The following is a 20,947-nucleotide window of genomic DNA, read 5'->3' as shown; positions in this document are numbered from 1 at the left end:
CAACTCAGACTTTTTAATTCTTAAAATGGCAATTCTTCCTCTTCCAAGACCAAATCTGCCAAATCTTGGCCTGCATTATTTTCACGCATGGCACGTTGGGCACGACTTTCCAAGAGTTGGAATCCTGTCACAAGGACTTCGGTTACATAATTCATCTGACCATTTTTCTCAAAGCGACGGGTACGCAATTCCCCATCAACGGAAATGAGACTACCTTTGGTTGCGTAGCTTGCCAAAGTTTCTGCTAGTCTGCCCCATAGGACCATATTGACAAAATCAGCTTCGCGTTCCCCGTTTTGGTCTTTGTAACGACGATTTACAGCGATAGTTGCTCGCGCTACTGACTTGTCATTGTTGGTTTTGTGCAATTCTGGTGTAGACGTTAAACGTCCAATTAAGATAACTTTATTATACATATTTTCTTCCTCCTACTTATCTATTCGTAAGAACTCAAAAAAAGTTACAGAAATTTGTAACTTTTCGAGGAAATTTTTTACTTTTTATGAACCATGAAACCTGTAGCTTGTTGATTGGCCATAATGGTCATATCTGTAATCTGCACACGACGAGGTTGACTGGTCACATAGACTACTGTGTCTGCGATATCCTGAGATCGCAAAGCTTCTATTCCTTGGTAAACGGACGCAGCTCGTTCTTTATCACCGTGAAAACGTACCGTCGAAAAATCTGTTTCGACAATTCCAGGCTGAATGGTCGTCACCTTGATATCCGTTGCGATGGTATCAATTCGCAGACCATCTGAAAAGGTCTTAACCGCTGCCTTGGTAGCTGAGTAAACAGCGGCACCAGCATAGGCGTAGATTCCTGCGGTTGAGCCCATATTGATGATATGTCCTTGATTGACTTTTACCATTGCTGGCAAGAAACAGCGAGTAACCGCCATCAAACCCTTAACATTGGTATCCAACATTGTCAACATATCCAGCTCTTCATAATCCTGATAGGGTGCTAAACCTAGAGCCAGTCCTGCATTGTTGACCAGAATATCAATCTGACCTATCGTTTCTAGAATATCAGAGCAGATAGTCTTTACCATGTTCATATCCGTGACATCTAGCGGAAAAGTCCAAACTGTTTGATTTGGAAAAGTTTCTGCAAACTCCGACTTGAGGATTTCTAGTCTGTCTATCCGTCGTCCAGTTAGAACGACATTCTCACCCTGCTCCAGATAAGCACGCGCAATCGCTTCACCAATGCCTGATGTCGCTCCTGTAATCACAACATTTTTTGCCATCTTATTTCCCTCTAGCTGATCTATCAGATACTAACAACTTCTTAGGCAGTCCAGTGTTTAGCTGGATCAAATGGAGTTCCAACAACTTGATCTTCTGATAATTCAATAATACCACGTTTTTGCGGAGCATTTGGCAGATGCAATTCACGAGGACTGCACATCATTCCAAAACTCTTTTCACCACGAAGTTCACCTGGGAAAATAAGATTGCCTTTGGGCATCATTGCTCCAGGAAGAGCTACAATGGTTTTCAACCCAAGACGCGCATTAGGAGCCCCTGCAACAATTTGCACTGTCTTGTCACTTGCGACTGCAACTTGGCAGATGTTGAGGTGGTCACTATCTGGATGAGCTACCATCTCGACAATTTCACCAACAACAAACTTAGGTTCCTTGTCATTGACAATTTCTTCTGCAAAACCTTCCGTTTGTAATTCTTGGTTCAAACGAGCGACTTGCTCATCTGATAAAAAGACTTGACCGCGCTCTGCAATTTCAAATAAACTTGAAACTTCAAAAATATTCCAAGCCACTGTTTCCCCAGTTTCTTTGAGGAAAACACGGGCTACCTTGCCTTTGCGCTCCACATCCAGTTTGGCATCTCCGCTATTTTTCACGATGACCATAAGGACATCACCGACATGTTCTTTGTTATATGTAAAAATCATTGTTTCCTTTTCTCCTATTTCAGTCCTGCTAAAAAGTCATTAATTTGTTGTTTGCTTTTACGGTCGCGATTAACAAAACGACCAATTTCCTTGTCTTTTTCTAGAACAACAAGGCTAGGAATTCCATATACATCCCAGAGTGTGGCCAAATCCATATACTGGTCTCTATCCACTCGAATAAAGGTGAACTCTGGATTGGTCTCCTCAATTTCTGGTAAGGCAGGATAGATATAACGACAATCGCCACACCAGTCTGCCACAAAAAGAAAGACCTTCTTGCCCTCTTTTTCCACCAAAGATGCCAATTCTTCTAAACTTGCTGGTTGTATCATAAGACTTCCTCCTCATAGACTAAGTTTTCATTTTCATAGACAAAGGTATAATGACGGCCATCCTCAAAAATGACGCCACCAACCAAGCTCTCCAGACTGCTTTCATAAACTTGAACATAGAGAATCGCAATTTCCCCCATGTCTGAAAAATGGTCTCGTACAATCGCTGTCAACTCTTCCTGAGTCTTCCTGAGCTTACGGTCATCTGCAACTTTTTTCGTAGCAAGGGCAAGGCTCCCAATACCAAGCAGAGCCAGACCTGCCATCCACATTTTTTTAGCTTTCATACCATTCATTTTAACACAAAAAAGGCTTTAGGACAAATGAGGAAGCAGCAGAAAAGCAAGTAAAAAGCCTCTTCCTTTAAGGAAAAGGACTTCTTATACTCAATGAAAATCAAAGAGCAAACTAGGAAGCTAGCCGCAGGTTGCTCAAAGCACTGCTTTGAGGTTGTGGATGAAGCTGACGTGGTTTGAAGAGATTTTCGAAGAGTATTATTCTTATTGCCAGGCACCTGAGTTGCCAACGTAGTAACCATCAGGCGTGTAGGTATTGCGAAGCATCTTACCTGATGAAGCTAGATAATACCACTGGCCATTGTCTTTGACCCAATCATTCGCAATCATGGCACCAGAAGAACTTACATAATACCATTCTCCCTTGTCATAAACCCAAGTGCTGGCTTTCATGGCTCCTGAAGTTGATAAATAGTACCACTTGCCTTGATCGTAAAGCCAATCACTCGCAATCATGGCTCCTGATGATTTAAAGGCATACCAGTTGCTACCTTGATAAAGCCAAGTTTGATTGAACATGACTCCTTTATCATTCATAAAGTACCAAGTTCCCTTGTCTTTAACCCAAGCATTCTGCACTAATTGACCCTGTTTTTGATAGTACCAGTTTTGGTCTGATTTTAGCCAGCTTTCTGCTTTCACAATTGGATAAAGTTCTCTGAAGGCTCCTCCCCCTTTGTAGAAATGACTAATAGATTCTGGTTTTGTAAGTTTTAACTCACCATGATCATAGTCTTCCCAAGCATAGACTTTTTGACCATTGACAGTTTCTGGTAAGGTAGCTGTGTAGGTCTTGGTTTGATAGTCCCATTTAGTATCAAGGTAGGTGTATTGATTATTTGATTCTTCAATACGGTAGTAACCACTCTTTCCACCATTATAAACGTCATCTACCACTTTAGTGGACCAGGTCTTTACTTCATTTCCGCTCTTGGCTTCTACCTTGATATCTCCTCTATAGCCATAAGGTACGTAGAAATTCAGGTAACGCCCCTCTGTACCGACCATAGACTTGTCCTTTTCTTGACCTAGGAAATTGACAGTCTGATCTTGACCATTGAGACTGACTGTCCACTCGATTTTCTCGGTTTTTGGCAAATCTAAAACTTTAATATCCACTTCATGACCATTGTTAAACCGAAGAATCTTGCCATCTTGATACTTAACGCCACCCTTAATAACCCACTCTTCTTCAAGATCGAAGGCCTTTCCCGAATGAGGGAAAGCTAGTAAAGCTAGACCAGCTAGAGACAAACCAAATAATGTGATTTTTTTCATTGTATATCCTCCTTAGGATTTTTTATGTTAATTATATCACTATGTTTTTATTTTGCAACTCATATCCTAAATATGCAAGCAAAAAAACCTCTGAGATTGTTCTCAAAGGTTATAATCTAGCTAATTGCTGTTCTCAACTGCTGCAGTGACAAAGGCAGTGTATAGTTCTTCTGGGCGGTTTGGACGACTTGACAGTTCAGGGTGATACTGACACGCTACAAAGAATTTATTTTCTGGAATTTCCACAATTTCTACTAAACGATTATCTGGAGAAACTCCTGAGAAGACAAAGCCTGCTGCCTCAAACTGCTCACGGAAGACGTTGTTAAACTCATAACGGTGACGGTGGCGGCGTTGCACCACTTCTTGATTGTGATAAGCGGCCGCTGCCTTAGATCCACGTTTCAACTTAGATGGATAAAGTCCCAAACGAAGGGTTCCACCCATATCCTCAACATCAATCTGATCACGCATGATATCAATGATAGGGTATTTTGTTTCTGGTGCAAGCTCTGCAGAATTGGCACCTTCAAGACCCAAAACGTGACGAGCAAACTCGATACAAGTCAACTGCATTCCCAAGCAGACTCCCAACATTGGAACATCATTCTCACGCGCATAGCGGATGGCTTGGATTTTCCCTTCAGTACCCCGTTGACCAAAACCACCTGGTACGATGATTCCGTCCGCATCAGACAAAAGCTCTGCCACATTCTCTGCTGTCACATCATTGGCATTGATCCAATTGATCTTAACTTCTGCGTCGTTGACATAACCAGAGTGTTTCAAGGCTTCAACCACAGAAATGTAAGCATCTTGCAACTCCACATACTTACCGACAAGGGAAATCTTGACTTGTTTTTTCAGGTTCATGACCTTGTCCACCATAGCTGACCACTCTGTCATATCTGCTACTGGTGCGTCTAATTTCAAATGGTCACAGACAATCTGGTCCATACCTTGTGCCTGCAAATTCAACGGAATTTGGTAAAGATGTTCAACGTCTAAAGACTCGATAACGGCTTCTGGTGCCACATCACAGAACTGGGCCAGTTTGTTTTTAATTCCTTGACCAGCTGGCTCTTCTGTACGAATAACCAACATATTTGGTTGGATTCCCAATCCACGCAATTCTTTTACAGAGTGTTGAGTTGGTTTGGTTTTCATTTCACCAGCTGCCTTGAGATATGGAAGCAAAGTTGTATGAATGTACATGACATTATCTGCACCCACATCTGCCTTCATCTGACGAAGGGCCTCTAGGAATGGCAAGGACTCGATATCCCCAACAGTTCCACCGACCTCTGTGATAATGACATCAGAGTCAGTCGTTAGAGCGGCACGCTTGATTTTTTCTTTCAAAGCATCTGTGATATGAGGAATGACTTGAACAGTTGCCCCAAGGTATTCTCCACGGCGTTCTTTACGAAGAACTTCACTGTAAATTTTACCAGTTGTCACGTTGGAATATTTGTTGAGATTGATATCGATGAAGCGTTCATAGTGACCCAAGTCCAAATCTGTCTCAGCTCCGTCATCTGTCACAAAAACTTCCCCGTGCTGGTAAGGGCTCATAGTTCCCGGATCGATATTGATATAAGGATCAAACTTTTGAATGGTTACTTTGAGACCACGATTTTTCAAGAGACGACCCAGACTCGCTGCCACAATCCCTTTCCCAATAGACGATACCACACCACCAGTTACAAAAATATATTTCGTAGACATAGATTCCTCTTTCTAAAATCCTCAAGGTCTTGTTAACTACGAGGGGACATAGAAAACAAGACCCTACTAATAAGAATAATCTGGGACGACTGCACCAGATTCACAACTAAAATACAAGAAGATAACTTCTTGAAAAAACAAAAATAGCTCCCTAAGAACTAGGGAGCCCCGACCTCTAAAAGAGGTGCCCGAACAATATGATACCTAAAAATAGGATAATTGTCAATAGCTAACTTTTATTCCTCGCTTTCGCGAGGCTCTTCTATTTATAAGCTAAGGCACGTTTAAAGGTTTTCCAAATCCCTAAATCATCCGTTTGAAGGACTAGGCTGGCATACATGCGTCCGATAAATCCTGTTGCTACCACTGCAAAAATCACTGTAATCACAAGTGAAATCCATGCTTCTACTCCCCCTGCATAGCCATTAATGGTTCTAAATGGCATAAAGAAAGTCGAAATAAAGGGAATATAAGAACCAATCTTCAAGATAAGATTGTCACCAGCTGCACCTAGAGCTGTCACTCCAAAAAAACCACCCATAATCAAAATCATCAAAGGCGACAGGGCTTTCCCTGAGTCCTCAGGACGAGAAACCATAGAACCTAGAAAGGCTGCCAATACTACATACATAAAGAGACTGACCAAGATAAAGAACAAGGTATTCAGTGAGAAAGCATCTCCCAAGTGATCCAAAACACCAGACTGAGCCAAGAATGGCAAATCTTTAAAGAGCAAAATGGCTGCCAGACCACCTATAACATAAATCCCGATATGCGTTAAAATCACCAGAAACAGAGCCATCATCCGCGCATAGAAATAGTGACTAGCCCTTATGCTAGAAAAGACGACTTCCATAATTTTGGTGCCTTTCTCACTGGCAACTTCCTGAGCAGTTACACCCGCATAGGTAATCAGAATCATATAAAGAAAGAATCCTAAGGCGCCTGCTGCCATTGTTTGAATAAACTTTTTATTTTCCTTGGCTTCATCAATCTTTTCTGTGAATTGAATCGTCTGCGCTAAGCGTTTTTCCTGCTCTTGAGACAAGGAGGCCGTTGAACGATTAAGCTGATTTTGCAGTTCATTGAGTGTACCTGTAACCTCAAATTTAATTCCATTTTCAAGCGATGTTTCGCCATGATAAACGGCCTTTAGAACACTATCTTCTTGATCAATGGTCAGATAGCCTTTTAATTTTTCATCTTTAATCGCTTCTTTTGCACTTGCTTCGTCTTTATAGTCAAAGTTAACACCATTTACATTCTTCAGCCCTTCTGCTACAGACGGTACTGTTGTCACTACTGCCACTTTATCATTTTTAGCCATTGAAGAGCCTTGGAGATAGGCAATTCCTACAGAGATTCCTAAAAAGAGGAACGGTGAAATCACCATAAAGAAGAAACTCCACGATTTGACATGTCGAAGATAGGTTTCCTTGATTACAACCCACATATTTCTCATACTTCCACCCCTGATTCTAGTTTAAAGATTTCATCGATTGTTAGCGCTTGTTGATCAAAGGTTGCGATATACTGCCCCTGAGTCAAGATTGGGAAAAGTTCTCTTCCAGCGCTCTCATCCTCCAAAATCAATTTCCAACTGCCTTGCTTGGTCAAGCTCACCTGTTTGACATGAGGAAGTTTTTCCAATTCTTCCTTGCTTCGTTCACTTGAAACAAAGAGACGTGTTTTCCCGTATTGATTGCGAACATCCTGAACGGGTCCATGCAAGACCACACGACCATCTCGGATCATGAGAATATCGTCACAAAGCTCCTCGACGTTAGTCATGACATGGTCAGAAAAGATAATGGTTGCCCCACGTTCTTTTTCTTGAAAAATGACTTGCTTGAGCAATTCTGTATTGACTGGATCCAATCCACTGAAAGGCTCATCCAGGATAATCAAGTCTGGCTCATGAATCAGAGTAATAATGAGCTGAATCTTCTGCTGATTTCCTTTTGACAGACTCTTAATTTTATCTGTCAGCTTTCCTTTCACTTCCAACTTCTTCATCCATTGAGGGAGTTTTTCCTTGACCTCCTTGGCATCCATGCCTTTTAGAGTCGCCAAGTAGCGAACTTGTTCAAGGACTGTCAATTTAGGCATGAGACTGCGTTCTTCAGGCAAATAGCCAATCCGAGCATAGGTCTCCTGATGAATATCCTGACCATCCAGACTGATTTCTCCTTGATATTCTAAAAACTTCAAAATACTATGGAAAATCGTTGTCTTCCCAGCACCGTTTTTCCCGACTAATCCCAAAATACGACCTGGTCGCGCTTGAAAATCAATACCAAACAAAACTTGCTTGGATCCAAAACTTTTCTCTAGACTTCTTACTTCTAGCATCTTTCACCTCCGAAATGTCTTGCACTCATTATACTCCTTTTTGATAGCCTTTACAATGCTTTCCGTCCATTTTTATCATCCTCATTTTAGTAGAAAATCTTAGGGTACTTTGAGTTATGAGTACATTATACACTGGTAAACTCCAATTTATCTTCTCTGCTCCTCAACTGTCTATTTTTGATCCTGAATTGTTATTTGAAAAGCAAAAATCCACCCCGAAGGATGGATTGATGAGTTAACGCACTTCTGCATTGACTTTTTCTTCGAGCGATGCTTGGATTTTTTCCATGTAGCGTGCGACTTCTTCGTCCGTTAAGCTATCTTCTGGATTTTGGAAGGTCAAGCTATAAGCCATTGACTTCATACCAAGTCCTAGTTTTTCGCCTGAGAAGACGTCAAAGAGTTTAATATCTGTCAAACGTTTCACACCGGCAGCTTGGATCGCGTCCACAACTTCTTGGTGAGTCACTTCTGCCTTGAGGAGAAGGGCAACGTCACGGCTGACTGCTGGGAATTTCGTGATTTCTACAAATGGAGCAGCAGTTTGAAGGGCAGCTTCGATGGCTGAAAGGTTGAGCTCAGCTACATACGTTTCTGGAATATCGTAAGCCTTAGCGGTGACTGGATGCACTTGGCCAAGGAAACCAAGAACTTGGTCACCGAGTGAAATGACTGCTGTACGACCTGGATGAAGGCTAGCGATTTCAGATGTTGCTGTATAGGTCACTTCTAGTCCCAAACGAGCAAATAGCGCTTCTAGGATTCCCTTAGCATAGAAGAAATCAACTGGAACTGCTGCTGTTTGGAAATCTTTTTCAGCAACCAAGCCTGTCAAGGCAAAGGCAAAGCTGTTGATTTCATTTGGAAGTTCTTCTTTTGGATTACCTGTTTGTTCAAAGACTTTTCCAATCTCGTAAAGGGCCAAGTTTTTGTTCTTACGAGCTACGTTATAAGCCACCGTATCAAGGATACCAGAAATCATATTTTGACGGAGGACAGAACGATCCACGGTCATTGGCCACATAAGCTCAGTAAGGTTACTTGGTTGAGCCGTAAACTCAACTGCTTTTTCAGGAGTTGTCAGAGCGTAGGTGATGATTTCTGTCAAACCTGCCCCTTCAGCAATCGTACGAACTTGACGGCGAAGTTTTTGTGTCGCAGTCAATTCACCAGCTGTACCGTCATCTTTTGGAAGACTGGTTGGCAAGCGGTCATAGCCATAGATACGAGCGATTTCTTCAAAGAGGTCCGCTTCGATGGTGATATCCCAACGGCGACGTGGGACGCTGACTGTAAAGCTATCTGCATTTCCAGAAAGGCCAAAGCCAAGACGTCGGAAGACGTCTTCTACATCCGCGTAAGAAAGCTCAGTTCCGAGGACACGGTTAACATCAGCAAGAGTTGAAGAAACTTCCACATCGGAGGTATCAAGCTCACCCGCTGAAACGATGCCCTTACGCACAGTTGCACCTGCAAGTTCGGCAATCATACTAGCTGCCGCATCAAGTGCTTCATTAACTGTTGCCACATTGATGCCTTTTTCAAAGCGAGAAGATGACTCAGAACGAAGGTTGAGACGTCCGCTAGTCTTGCGGATTGATTTTCCGTTGAAGACTGCAGCTTCAAGGACGACACGACTAGACTTTTCAGAGATTTCTGTTGCTTGACCACCCATAACACCTGCAAGAGCTACTGGCTTGTCAGCTACAGTGATGACTAGGTCATTCACGTCCAAATCACGTTCTTCACCATCTAAAGTCACTAATTTTTCACCAGCACGCGCTTCACGTACACGGATGTCACTCCCTTCAAAGGTATCCAAGTCAAAGGCGTGCATTGGTTGACCAAAGTAGAGAAGGATGTAGTTAGTCACGTCCACTACGTTATTGATTGGACGGATTCCTTCATTCATGAGAAGGTTTTGCAACCATTGTGGACTTGGTGCGATAGTCACATTGTCCAAGATTCGAGCTGCATAGTAAGGCGCCTTGTCTGTCTCAATACCTACAGAAAGGGCATCTGCCGCAGCTTCATTAGTTTCTGTTAGAGTAAATTCTTTAAAGTTGACCGCCTTGTCATAGATGGCTGCCACTTCGTGAGCTACCCCACGCATAGAAAGAGCGTCTGCACGGTTGGGTGTGATAGAAAGTTCGATGATTTCATCATCCAAGTCTAGATATGAGAAGACTTCCTCACCTGGAACGGCATTTTCTGGCAAGATTTGGATGCCATCTGCGAATTCCTTAGGCACAACTGAGTCAGAAATTCCCAATTCGCCAAGCGAACAGATCATTCCAAGTGACTCTAAACCACGGATTTTTCCTTTTTTGATTTTGTAGTTTTCAGCGATGCGAGCTCCTGGAAGAGCCACCATAACCTTGATGCCAGCACGCACATTCGGTGCACCACAAACGATTTGACGGGCTTCTTCTTCGCCAACGTTAACCTGACAAACATGGAGGTGAGTTTCTGGCACATCTTCGCAAGACAAGACCTCACCGACGACAATTTTTGAGAGACCAGCAGCAGGTGATTCGACACCTTCTACCTCGATCCCTGTAGTTGACATTTTTTCAGCCAACTCTTGTGATGGCACATCAATGTCCACCAATTCTTTTAACCATTTATAAGATACAAGCATAATTTAGTTCTCCAGAATGACAGTTGCCACTCTAGTTCTTTTCCTTTCCTATCATTTCAATAGAAGAATCCTCTTCTTACCTTAATTTCTTTCTCAGTAACCAATCCGTATCTACTTTTTGACCAACCATAAAATGATGTTGGCTAAATTTTTCAAAACCATATCGATTATAAAACGCTTGAGCTTTTGTATTATGCTCCCAAACACCTAACCAAGCCCAAGAAAAACTATTTTTTGTAGCAAGTTCAAGAGCGAATTCAAACAGTTGCTTACCGAATCCAAATCCTTGGAATTTTTGTAGCACATAGAGACGTTGAATTTCAAAAGCGTCCTCTAATTCTCTCTCAGTCTGAGCACTTCCCCAGTTGACTTTGAGAAAACCAGCTATCTCCTCTTCATGCATAATGAAATAGGTTTCGGATTCGGGATTTTCCAACTCAGTTGACAAAACTCTCAGACTATAAGCCTCTTCAAAGTATTCCTGTAACTGCTCTTCCGTATTATCATGAGCAAATGTTTCACGAAAGGTTTGTTTGGCAATTTTGGATAACACCCCAATATCTGCCTTTTCTACTTTTCTAATCATTATTTAAACTGTTCTGAGAAGCGGACATCTCCTTGGTAGAATCCACGGATATCATTGATTCCGTAACGGAGCATAGCTACACGTTCTTGACCAAGACCAAAGGCAAATCCAGAGTAAACAGTCGCATCGATACCACTCATTTCAAGGACACGTGGGTGAACCATACCAGCTCCCATAATTTCGATCCAACCTGTTTTCTTACATACATTACAGCCTTCTCCACCACACTTGAAGCAAGAAACATCCACCTCAACAGATGGCTCTGTGAATGGGAAATAAGATGGACGCAAACGAATTTGACGCTCTTCACCGAACATTTTTTGCACAATCAATTGAAGGGTTCCTTGAAGGTCTGCCATAGAAATGTTCTTCCCAACAACCAAGCCTTCAATTTGGTGGAATTGGTGACTGTGGGTCGCATCGTCCGTATCACGACGGAACACACGCCCTGGTGAGATCATTTTCAAAGGACCTTTAGAGAAATCATGGCCATCCATGGCACGCGCCTGAACAGGAGACGTATGGGTACGGAGTAAGATCTCTTCTGTGATATAGAAAGTGTCCTGCATATCGCGAGCTGGGTGGTCTTTGGGAAGGTTCATACGTTCAAAGTTATAGTAGTCTTGCTCTACTTCAAAACCATCCACGACTTGGTAACCCATCCCAATGAAAATATCTTCGATTTCTTCACTAGTTTGTGTCAAAACATGACGGTGACCAGTAGCAACTGGACGACCTGGAAGCGTCACATCGATACTCTCGCTAGCTAACTGTGCAGCGACTTTCTTTTCTTCCAAGAGCTTAGCTGTTTCTTCAAAGGCTGCTGTCAAGACATCACGAGCCTCATTGACGTGTTTCCCAATGATTGGACGCATCTCAGCAGAAACATCTTTCATCCCTTTGAGGATTTCAGTGAGCGAACCCTTTTTACCAAGGACAGAGACACGCAAATCTTGCATCTCTTTTTCATTTTCAGCAGTAATCTGCTTCAAGCTAGCCAGCGTTTCTTCACGAAGCGCTTTTAATTGTTCTTCAATAGTTGACATAATTCCTCCATCAGTCGCTCGTAGATAAAAAGAAAACCACATGCCAAAAACTCCACTCGGAGCGTTGACACGCGGTACCATCCGTTTTCATCTGACAAGTCAGACCTTCATTTCTAAATCCATGCGCAAGTGAATTCACCCAGCTTTCATATAGAGAGCTTACAGTCACGGCTCTCCTCCCTGATATACTTCCCTTGAGTTACTAGTCTTGCAGATTTCTATTCAATTACTACTTAGTTTATCAGATTTTTACCATTCTTGCAAGACCTATCTCACTTCTGCTTGTTAGCTTATTCTTATCTAACTTTATAGCGGATTGAAATAAGATGAGAACAAATCGATTGGGAAAGTAAAATTAATTTCTATAAATGTTTTAGCAATTGTTTCGTACTATTTTAGATTCAGTCTACTATATATAACCAATCTATCCTAAGTTAACTATTTATAATCGGCTCTCTGTAACAAAATTAAATTAATTAATCCCCCTATAAAATAAAGAGGTTTAGAATTTGATGTCTTCCAAATCTCTTTATTTCATATTTAATGAGATTTTGCCTTAACCGTGATAATAGTTAGTCATCAATAAAAAACTATTTGAATAAGGATTCTCCATTTGATTCAATCACTTCTTTATACCAAGTAAAAGACATTTTCTTATATCGATTTAATGTACCACTTCCATCATCGTTTCGATCAACATAAATGAGACCGTACCTTTTAGAAAGTTGTGCAGTGGACATAGAAACACAGTCAATACATCCCCAAGACGTATAGCCCATAATTTCAACACCATCCTGTAGAGCTTCAGCTACTTGCAATAAATGTTCTTTCATATACTGAATTCTATAATCATCTTGGACGGTTAAGTTATTAAGTTCATCTTTTATTAGTTGATCTTTAGCACCTAATCCATTTTCTACTATAAATAATGGGATTTGATAACGGTCATAATATCTATTTAAAATTATACGTAGTCCAATTGGATCAATTTGCCATCCCCACTCAGAAGACTCTAAATAAGGATTTACTAAACCACCAATAATATTCCCTTCTCCTGAATTATACTGTGTTGGAAGAGCAGATTGAGTCACACTCATGTAATAGCTAAACGATAAAAAATCTACAGTATAATTTTTTAATAACTCTGTATCTTCAGCTGCAAACTCTATGTTAATGTCATGTTCCTTAAAATATCTTTTTGCATAATTCGGATAATAACCTCTAACATGCACATCTGAAAATAGATAATTTAGATTCTCATACTCATGAGTCGCCCATACATCTTTTGGATTTGGAGTCATTGGATAAGCTGGCATAGCTAATACCATACATCCCACCTTAAACTCTGAATTAATCTCACGAGCAATTTTTGTAACCAAACTCGAGGCAACTAATTCATGATGTATAGCTTGATATAATTCTTGTTTCGAAAGATTCTCCTTAGGTATATCTATTCCTCCACTAGTAAATGGTAATTCCAAAACAGAGTTTACTTCGTTAAATGTAAGCCAATATTTAACTTTATCTTTATACCTTTCTAAAACTGTTCGAGCAAATTTTTCATAAAAATGAATCATTCTCCTATCAACCCATCCATGATATTTTCTTGCTAAATATAATGGAGTCTCATAGTGTGAAAGAGTTACAAGTGGTTCTATCCCGTGAGCATGTAGCTCATCAAACAATTCATCATAATATTTCAAACCAGCTTCGTTAGGTTCTTCCTCATCTCCTTTTGGAAAAATTCTACTCCATGCAATAGAAGTACGAAAAACATTAAAGCCCATTTCAGAAAACAAGGATATATCTTCCTTATATTTATGATAAAAATCAACACCTAACAGTTTTAAGTTATCTTCTGTAGGATTTTCTGTTGCTTCTCCTAATCCACCTTTGGGTAACACATCCTGAACTGATAATCCCTTACCATCTTCATTATATGCTCCCTCTACTTGATTAGCTGCAACAGCTCCACCCCAAAGAAAATCATCTGGAAAAATGGCCATAACTTTCCTCCATTATAATATTACCAGTAATTCCTTAGAATGCTCGATTGTCTGATTATTAGGTAATACTAATACATCTAGAAAATCGTTGGTATTCGTTACAATTACTGGTGTAACTGTTTCGTAGCCTTTACTCTTGATTAAATTTAAGTCCATTTCAAAAATCAACTGATTTTTGAAAACTCTGTCTCCTTCTTCTACATGACTAATAAAACCTTGACCTTTTAGCTCAACAGTATCTAATCCAATATGAATTAGTAACTCAACACCTTCATCACTCTTCAATCCAATTGCGTGCTTAGTCGGAAAAATATTTGTAATTTCCCCATCGAATGGTGCATAAACCTTACCCTCATTTGGGATAATCGCTACTCCGTCTCCAATAAGTTTATCTGAAAATGTTTTATCCTGGACATCACTTAACGGAATGATTTCTCCTGATATAGGAGAAAATACCATTTTTTTATTTGAAACTCTAGCCTCAACTTCTAAATGGCTAGAACTCTCTTCTTCATCGATTCCAAATATATAAGCCAAGACAAAGGTAATAACAACAGAAATGACCGCCACAATTAAAGCATTTACAATATTTGATGGTACATCAGAATAAATAAATTGAGGCAACGCTATCAAAGATGGAACAGCAAATAGATAGGCTTTAACACTAGTAAGACCTGCAAATAATCCCGCTAATCCACCACCAATCATAGCTGCATAAAGTGGTTTTTTATATTTTAAAGTCACACCATATAATGCAGGTTCGGTAATCCCTGCAAGTAAGGCTGAGAAACCTGCTGCAAAAGCAATTTGTTTTGTATTATTATTTTTACTCTTTAATGCAACAGCCATCGAAGCAGCTCCTTGAGCTAAGTTTGACCCTAACATTGCTGGAAGAATTAATACGTCTGGAGTAGCAATAGATGCCGCCAAAAAAATAGGTGCAAAAGCCCAATGCATTCCAGTCATAACAATAAATGGCATAATAGCACCAAGAATAGCTAATGTAAGCCATCCAGCTACACCATACATTTGCCCAACTAGATTTGATAATCCTTGACCAACAATTACTCCAATAGGTCCGACTACAACTAAGGCAATACAGCTTGATACTAATAATACTAGCGTAGGTTGCAAAAAACTCTTAGTAACAGCTGGTGTTAATTTAGCAATCATTTTTTCAATATATTTCATCAACCAAACCATAATAAGAATTGGAATGACTGATGAACCATAACTAGCTGGTGTCACAGGTGCACCAAATAAACTAAGAGGATTCCCTGATTGCACCATTTGAACAAAATTTGGATGGAGAAGTACACCTGCTACAGATATAGCTAATGTAGATGTTACTTTTAATTTTTGTGATGCAGAATAAGCTAATAACAGCGGTAAGAAATAATATGGAGCATCCCCAAAAAATGTCAAAAAAGCAATAGTCTGAGAATCTGATTGCAATATACCAAGCATTGGTAAAATGATTACCAAGACTTTCAACATACCTCCCCCTAACATTGCTGGAATGATTGGAGTCATGGAACCAGCGATATATTCAATGATTCTTTCTAAAATATTCCCTTTATGCCCTTGATCAACTGAATCTGTTTCAAAATTGCCAAGTTTAATGAATTCTTTATAATAATTGGCTACATCATTACCAAGTATAATTTGATATTGCCCATTCTTTTTCATAATACCTATTACACCTGGTATCTTCTTCACATCATCATCATTGACTAAATTTTCATCTTTTAATTCTAATCTTAAACGTGTTACACAATGGGTAACTCTATTGACATTTTTTTCGCCTCCAATTACATCGAGGATTTTTTGTACCGTATCTTTATAACTCATGGTATTCTCCTATTCTATTAATCTAAATTTTTTGTTAAGCGACGAATATGAGCCATCAAATAAACTAATTCACTAGAAGTCAGCAAATAATTGTACTCAGTTTGTATAAACATTGCCACCTGTTTACCACATTCATATTCCCTAGGATATTTATTTTTCATTAATGCTAACAAGTCTTCATCATCATCGTCACAATAAGTTGTATTTTCAACCAAACGATGGGCAAATAATTTTATATGAGTTATGAATCTATAATAATCAATAGAATCTTGGTTAAACTCAGTACAATAGAAATCTTGAATGATTTTCTCAATTCCCATAATTATTTCAGTGATTTTATACGACTCTTGAAAATTATTTTCTAAATTAGCATTAACAAAATGTAGCGCTATGAATGCAGCTTCGTCAATTGGAAGTTCAATACCTAACTCTTTTTTTATTATTTGTAAAGCCCTTTTCCCAAGCTCAAATTCTTCTTTATAATATTTCGAGATTTCCCAACGTAGGGGATTCGAAATAATAACTCCTTCTTTATAACGTTCTATACTCGAAGAAATATGATCCGTTAGATTTATATAGATAATCTCATCAAAATTATTACCCAATGTTATTTTACCTAGATTAATTATTTTTTCGGTGATGTACACCAACTCCAAAGGAACGTTAATAAACATCTCTGTAAAACGGGTCATATTATCTCTATTTTTGAGAAAAAAACTTTTCTCAATATCAATTGGATTTACTTTATCTCCAATTTTTCTTCCAAAAGCTATTCCCCTTCCAAAAAGAAGAATATCGATATCTTTTTTACTTTGCGCAATTACAGCATTGTGGTTTAGTATTCGTTTTATGATCATAAAATTTCCCTTTTAAAATAAAAGGAACCTACTTAAAAACATCAAGAAACTTCTTCCGATGTGATTAAATAGGTTCCTGCTCACTTGTATTAGTGATAACATCCTTTTATTTCAATTTTTAATGGTGACATGAAGCTTAAATAATTAATAACTCTGTAACCATTTTCATTTTAAGATATTTCAATCTATTTGTCAAGTACTTGTAGAAATTTTTTTATTTTGTGTGATTCGAATGTGAAAATGTCATCACTCTCACTAAAGAAATGAAAATCATACATAGAAATTTTTAAAAATTTTCTCTATCGTAAACCTGCCACTAGTTCAGAAACTATACTAGCTGATTCCAAACGTAATATGGTCACTTCATCTACCTTCCCTAATAATGGCATTGCACCATACCAAACAATGGTCTTGTTTACCAAAAGAATAGGCGTGACTATTTTTGATTGAGTAAAAGACACTTTAATTTTCTGGCTCTTCATCTGGTCTATCCATGTTTTATTTGCAACCGTCTCTGGTACACATATCTTAATTTGACTAATCCTAAATTCTTTTAGAAATTTCATCAGTTTTGTCTGGTGCACATAAGGTAAAATAAGCATACACTCCTGTCTTTCCCCTGCAAAGTCCTCTCTCAGCACATTCTCATATCTATTATCAACATAAACGAATTGTTTCTCCTCACCCGCAATGACACAATAATCCATCTTTCGATAAGCTACTTGTCGTTTCTGAAACATCTTTTCTAAATAAGGAACATGAATATCCACATAATCGAAAATCCGCACCAAAGACTTATCCTTGTAGTTTCTATGAATCCGACCTGCATACTGAATCAAATTATTTTTCCAAGAAAAGGGTGCTGCCAAGATAAGCGTGTCCAACTGAGGTAAGTCAAAACCTTCGCCAATGTATTTTCCAGTTGACAATAATACAAACCCTTTATCTAACTGTTCTAACGTCTCCAGTAAACTCGTTCTCTCTCGGACTTTGGTTTTTCCGCTAATAATGTAACAGTCATCAACCTCTTTCTCTTTCAATAACTTTTCAAAGACATCTATCTGTTGAATTCGATTAACTAAAACCAAGATATTTCGTCCTTCTGCCACTTGGGCTAGAATATCCTTGAGAATCAACTGATTCCTCACTGAGTCAGTAGCAATCCAATCACTAAGCTGTATAAAATTACTTGCTTTGGTCTTTTCAATCTCCAAATGACCAAAAGAAGTGAATCTTAATTGCAATTGCCGTTTAAAATCCGTTTCCCTCTTATCAGCAGTATGGAGTATCTCACCAACTCTCTGAAAAACAATAGGCTCATGACCATTCTTACGCTCAGGCGTAGCCGTTAAACCGTAAAGATACTTCCCTCTAAACTGAGCAACAACTTTTTCAAACATCAAGGCAGAGACATGATGACACTCATCCACAATCATCATCTCATACTCATCCAAAAGACTTTGACTATTTTCCAACTTAAATAGAGATTGAATCATAACAACATCAACCAGTTTACTCAGCCATTTCTTAGTCCCACCGTACTGCCCAACATAGCCGATTACCTTTTCACGACCTGATGGTGTATAACGGGTAGCTTCTGCCTCTTCGAAAGTCAGAAAACGGTTTAAACGATCCAGCCATTGGTCTAAGAGTTGCTTATTATGAACTAGAATAATTGTTTTTGTCTTCCGTTCAGAGATGAGAGCAGCACCTAAAACGGTCTTCCCAAAACCAGTCTCCGCATGGAGTAAACCATTTTCTTTGGAAATCATATCTGACAGGGCTAACTCTTGCTCAAAAGTGAGTTCTCCCTTAAATTCCACTCTAATAGACCTCTGTACCTTTCTCCTATCTTCCACAGATACCTGCTTAAATTTATCTTGCAATGGATACAGTAAACCTCTTGGTAGCCATAAATAATGATCGGATTCTCCAAATAAATACATTCGCTCAGAAATTTGATAGGTTGGTTGTCGCATAGCCTGCTTTAAATAAAATTCGGGATTAGAAAATGAAGCCATATTTTTCAAGAAAAAAAGTGTCTTGGGTGTCACAGACGATTTTTCAAGTTGGATCATATTGGATAAGATGACCTTCAACTCCTTATCCAATTCTTGCTTCCCTAACTCCTCTTGGATTAACAGTGCCACTTTAGCAGTTGAAACCCTCTGAATTTCTTGTAAATACCTCCATTGGTCTTCATAAGGCTGAAACTGTTCATCCACAAAGACCGTTCGCCCTTGATGATAAGCTTCTCCTTGAAAAGGCAAGGCAATCAAATTACCAAATCCCCCCTTAGGAAGGACATCCTGATTCGGAAACATGCGATCAAAAGAATCAAAGGACAGTTGCATACTTTCCTGCATTGCCAGTTCTAACAATTTCTTTCCAAATAAGCGAGCCTCTCGACTCGGAATCGCTTCCTCAAAGAAGAACCAAATATGGAGTCCGTGACCCGAACGAGAAATCTCTAGATGGGCTTCCATCTGGCGTTCCCTGGCTATTCTTCGAATAGTTAAACCAACTTCTTTCCAATCTCTTTCATCCAAATCAAGTACCAAAAAATAACAACTATCATCTAAGTGCATAGGAAAGATACCGATAGCTGTCTCCCCACGAAAATGAGATTTCAAAACGGAATCTGTCAATGTCTGGAAACTCCGTTTTTCAGGTGGCAACTGCTTCCAACCATAATCATAGGATGGAAAATATTGAATTTTCCCTTGATCATTGATGAAACTCTTAGCATAAACATCATAACGGCCAGCAAACACGGAGGTAAACAATTGTAATTTTTCTTGCGTCGTCAAGCGACTACTTTGAAGTTGGAACATCTCCTCGAACTGAGAGCGTTCCATCACAAACTGACTCTTGTCTTTAAGATGTTTACACAAGAAAAACTCACTATCCCCATTAAAAGAAGAAAAGACATCAAGTACTTCTACCACAATTCCATCCAAAGATACAAAAACAGCCATAACAATCACCTCCTTGATTCCTATAGGCTGATTATAACAAGAATGGCTGAAATTGTACACGAAAATAAAATCCCTTATTTGTTACAATAGCTTTGAAAACTTTTATTTCTTTGCTGCCCATCCGATGGCATCGCTTGGGGGATTTTCGGTATCAATCCAGATAAATTCAATACCGATTTCCCCATTTTTAAACTTGGTTAAACGAATACCGTTGATTTCCAGTTCATTGAGTCGTTGACCTGTCAAGGTTTCTATCTTCTTCAACTAGTAAAATTAAGGGGGAACTAATACAAATCTTCTAAGCTTCTGTATTCAATAATTTCATTTTTGATAATATTCTTTTTAAACTCAAAATGTTTTAAAGGATTATCAACTAATACTAACTTTGGAATATCATCTAGGTTTGTGACCAAGGATAAAATAAAATCCGATTGAAACTCTTTGGCTTTTTCGAATTCTTTCGCAGTCAAACGCACACGCCCCTTAGATTTTCGGATACCTTTTACTTCGGCAAGGTAAGAATGCTCTTGAACATCTACTTGGAAATCATATCCATCACCATAAAGACGGGCATCGGTTAACTGTCCACCTTGGAATTTTTCTTCTTTATCAAAATGAAGGATAAAATAATTCTCTGCCTCCATTCCCGTTTCCTGTAGACGTTTGAATTTGGTTCGAATGATTGGTTTTTCAAGGGTAGTAATGCCTGTCCGCTTTCCTTCACTGGCAAGTAACATTTTAACGATTTCAGCATAACTCTGAACATCTTCATTTCCAAACATCATATCAATTAAATCTTTACGAAAACGGTAAACTTCAGCTTTCTGCCACCAACCTTTTCGATTATTGTCAAAATAAGGATCAAATAAATCCATTCTATTCTTTACAACTCCAGTTGTTTCAGCAATTCCCAGAGAAACCACATAGCGATAAAACTCCGACTTACTAGAACATTGAAATTCTTTTATAAAAAGCTTGTCAAACTTTGCAAGACCGTAACCAATTAGATTTAACAATTCATAATGCGGGTGCTTAGACATCACTTTCTCCATCAATAGATAGTGACTTCATTA

At 39.2% G+C, this 20,947-nt stretch carries 19 protein-coding genes; 1 reads left to right on the top strand and 18 read right to left on the bottom strand.

From position 1 onward, the window contains the following. Positions 1-20: 20 nt before the first annotated feature. The 9 genes from PCY12_RS07105 to PCY12_RS07065 form a co-directional block, all read right to left on the bottom strand. A complete protein-coding gene (locus PCY12_RS07105) occupies positions 21-416 on the bottom strand; it encodes a single-stranded DNA-binding protein (protein WP_000282442.1) in 396 nt (131 codons plus the stop codon). A 77-nt stretch (positions 417-493) separates the two neighbouring features. Further along, complete coding sequence (locus PCY12_RS07100; protein WP_301352202.1) at positions 494-1,255, bottom strand: SDR family NAD(P)-dependent oxidoreductase; 762 nt, start codon at positions 1,253-1,255, stop codon at positions 494-496. A gap of 41 nt (positions 1,256-1,296) precedes the next feature. Next, entirely contained in the window at positions 1,297-1,923 is a 627-nt protein-coding gene (gene ytpR / locus PCY12_RS07095; RefSeq protein ID WP_301352201.1) for a YtpR family tRNA-binding protein, read from the bottom strand. A 14-nt stretch (positions 1,924-1,937) separates the two neighbouring features. Then, positions 1,938-2,255: a thioredoxin family protein gene (locus PCY12_RS07090; RefSeq protein ID WP_301352200.1), complete on the bottom strand. Its 318-nt coding sequence runs from the start codon at positions 2,253-2,255 to the stop codon at positions 1,938-1,940. Next, complete coding sequence (locus PCY12_RS07085; protein ID WP_301352199.1) at positions 2,252-2,551, bottom strand: DUF4651 domain-containing protein; 300 nt, start codon at positions 2,549-2,551, stop codon at positions 2,252-2,254. The genes PCY12_RS07090 and PCY12_RS07085 overlap by 4 nt, the downstream gene beginning before the upstream one ends. Before the next feature lie 204 nt (positions 2,552-2,755). After that, on the bottom strand, positions 2,756-3,829 hold the full coding sequence (locus tag PCY12_RS07080; protein ID WP_301352198.1) for an N-acetylmuramoyl-L-alanine amidase family protein: 1,074 nt from the start codon (positions 3,827-3,829) through the stop codon (positions 2,756-2,758). 120 nt (positions 3,830-3,949) lie between these two features. Then, positions 3,950-5,557 (bottom strand): CTP synthase, encoded by a 1,608-nt coding sequence (locus tag PCY12_RS07075; protein ID WP_301352197.1) that lies wholly within the window; start codon positions 5,555-5,557, stop codon positions 3,950-3,952. Positions 5,558-5,819: 262 nt separating this feature from the next. Then, entirely contained in the window at positions 5,820-7,019 is a 1,200-nt protein-coding gene (locus PCY12_RS07070) for an ABC transporter permease (RefSeq protein WP_301352196.1), read from the bottom strand. After that, positions 7,016-7,909, bottom strand: a complete 894-nt coding sequence (locus PCY12_RS07065; RefSeq protein ID WP_301352195.1) for an ABC transporter ATP-binding protein — start codon at positions 7,907-7,909, stop codon at positions 7,016-7,018. The genes PCY12_RS07070 and PCY12_RS07065 overlap by 4 nt, the downstream gene beginning before the upstream one ends. 116 nt (positions 7,910-8,025) lie before the next feature. Here PCY12_RS07065 and PCY12_RS07060 point away from each other — a divergent pair, with 116 nt between their 5' ends. Beyond that, positions 8,026-8,148 carry a hypothetical protein gene (locus PCY12_RS07060; RefSeq protein ID WP_301352194.1) on the top strand — a complete coding sequence of 41 codons (123 nt, stop codon included), beginning with the start codon at positions 8,026-8,028 and terminating at the stop codon, positions 8,146-8,148. Here the strand turns inward: PCY12_RS07060 and pheT are convergent. From pheT to PCY12_RS07015, 9 genes are all read right to left on the bottom strand, one after another. Continuing rightward, complete coding sequence (gene pheT / locus PCY12_RS07055) at positions 8,145-10,550, bottom strand: phenylalanine--tRNA ligase subunit beta (RefSeq protein WP_301352193.1); 2,406 nt, start codon at positions 10,548-10,550, stop codon at positions 8,145-8,147. The two genes, PCY12_RS07060 and pheT, sit on opposite strands and share 4 nt — an antisense overlap. Positions 10,551-10,626: 76 nt before the next feature. Next, the gene (locus tag PCY12_RS07050) at positions 10,627-11,136 is read right to left on the bottom strand and encodes an N-acetyltransferase (RefSeq protein ID WP_301352192.1); all 510 of its coding nucleotides are present in this window, start codon (positions 11,134-11,136) and stop codon (positions 10,627-10,629) included. After that, positions 11,136-12,182, bottom strand: a complete 1,047-nt coding sequence (pheS, locus tag PCY12_RS07045; protein ID WP_112445101.1) for a phenylalanine--tRNA ligase subunit alpha — start codon at positions 12,180-12,182, stop codon at positions 11,136-11,138. The genes PCY12_RS07050 and pheS overlap by 1 nt, the downstream gene beginning before the upstream one ends. Before the next feature lie 590 nt (positions 12,183-12,772). Beyond that, the gene (locus PCY12_RS07040; RefSeq protein ID WP_173282612.1) at positions 12,773-14,188 is read right to left on the bottom strand and encodes a glycoside hydrolase family 1 protein; all 1,416 of its coding nucleotides are present in this window, start codon (positions 14,186-14,188) and stop codon (positions 12,773-12,775) included. Positions 14,189-14,200: 12 nt separating this feature from the next. Next, a complete protein-coding gene (locus PCY12_RS07035) occupies positions 14,201-16,039 on the bottom strand; it encodes a beta-glucoside-specific PTS transporter subunit IIABC (protein WP_301352191.1) in 1,839 nt (612 codons plus the stop codon). A gap of 17 nt (positions 16,040-16,056) precedes the next feature. After that, on the bottom strand, positions 16,057-16,896 hold the full coding sequence (gene licT / locus PCY12_RS07030; RefSeq protein ID WP_050242269.1) for a BglG family transcription antiterminator LicT: 840 nt from the start codon (positions 16,894-16,896) through the stop codon (positions 16,057-16,059). A 299-nt stretch (positions 16,897-17,195) separates the two neighbouring features. Further along, complete coding sequence (locus PCY12_RS07025) at positions 17,196-19,874, bottom strand: DEAD/DEAH box helicase family protein (protein ID WP_301352190.1); 2,679 nt, start codon at positions 19,872-19,874, stop codon at positions 17,196-17,198. A gap of 102 nt (positions 19,875-19,976) precedes the next feature. Next, positions 19,977-20,120, bottom strand: coding sequence for a hypothetical protein (locus tag PCY12_RS07020; protein WP_301352189.1), 144 nt, complete (start codon positions 20,118-20,120; stop codon positions 19,977-19,979). Between the two features lie 38 nt (positions 20,121-20,158). Further along, complete coding sequence (locus PCY12_RS07015) at positions 20,159-20,914, bottom strand: DUF3883 domain-containing protein (protein ID WP_301352188.1); 756 nt, start codon at positions 20,912-20,914, stop codon at positions 20,159-20,161. Positions 20,915-20,947: the final 33 nt, after the last annotated feature.

Source organism: Streptococcus sp. SPS1, assembly GCF_030439915.1.
Classification (GTDB): domain Bacteria; phylum Bacillota; class Bacilli; order Lactobacillales; family Streptococcaceae; genus Streptococcus.
This window is presented reverse-complemented; position numbering and strand designations above follow the sequence as displayed.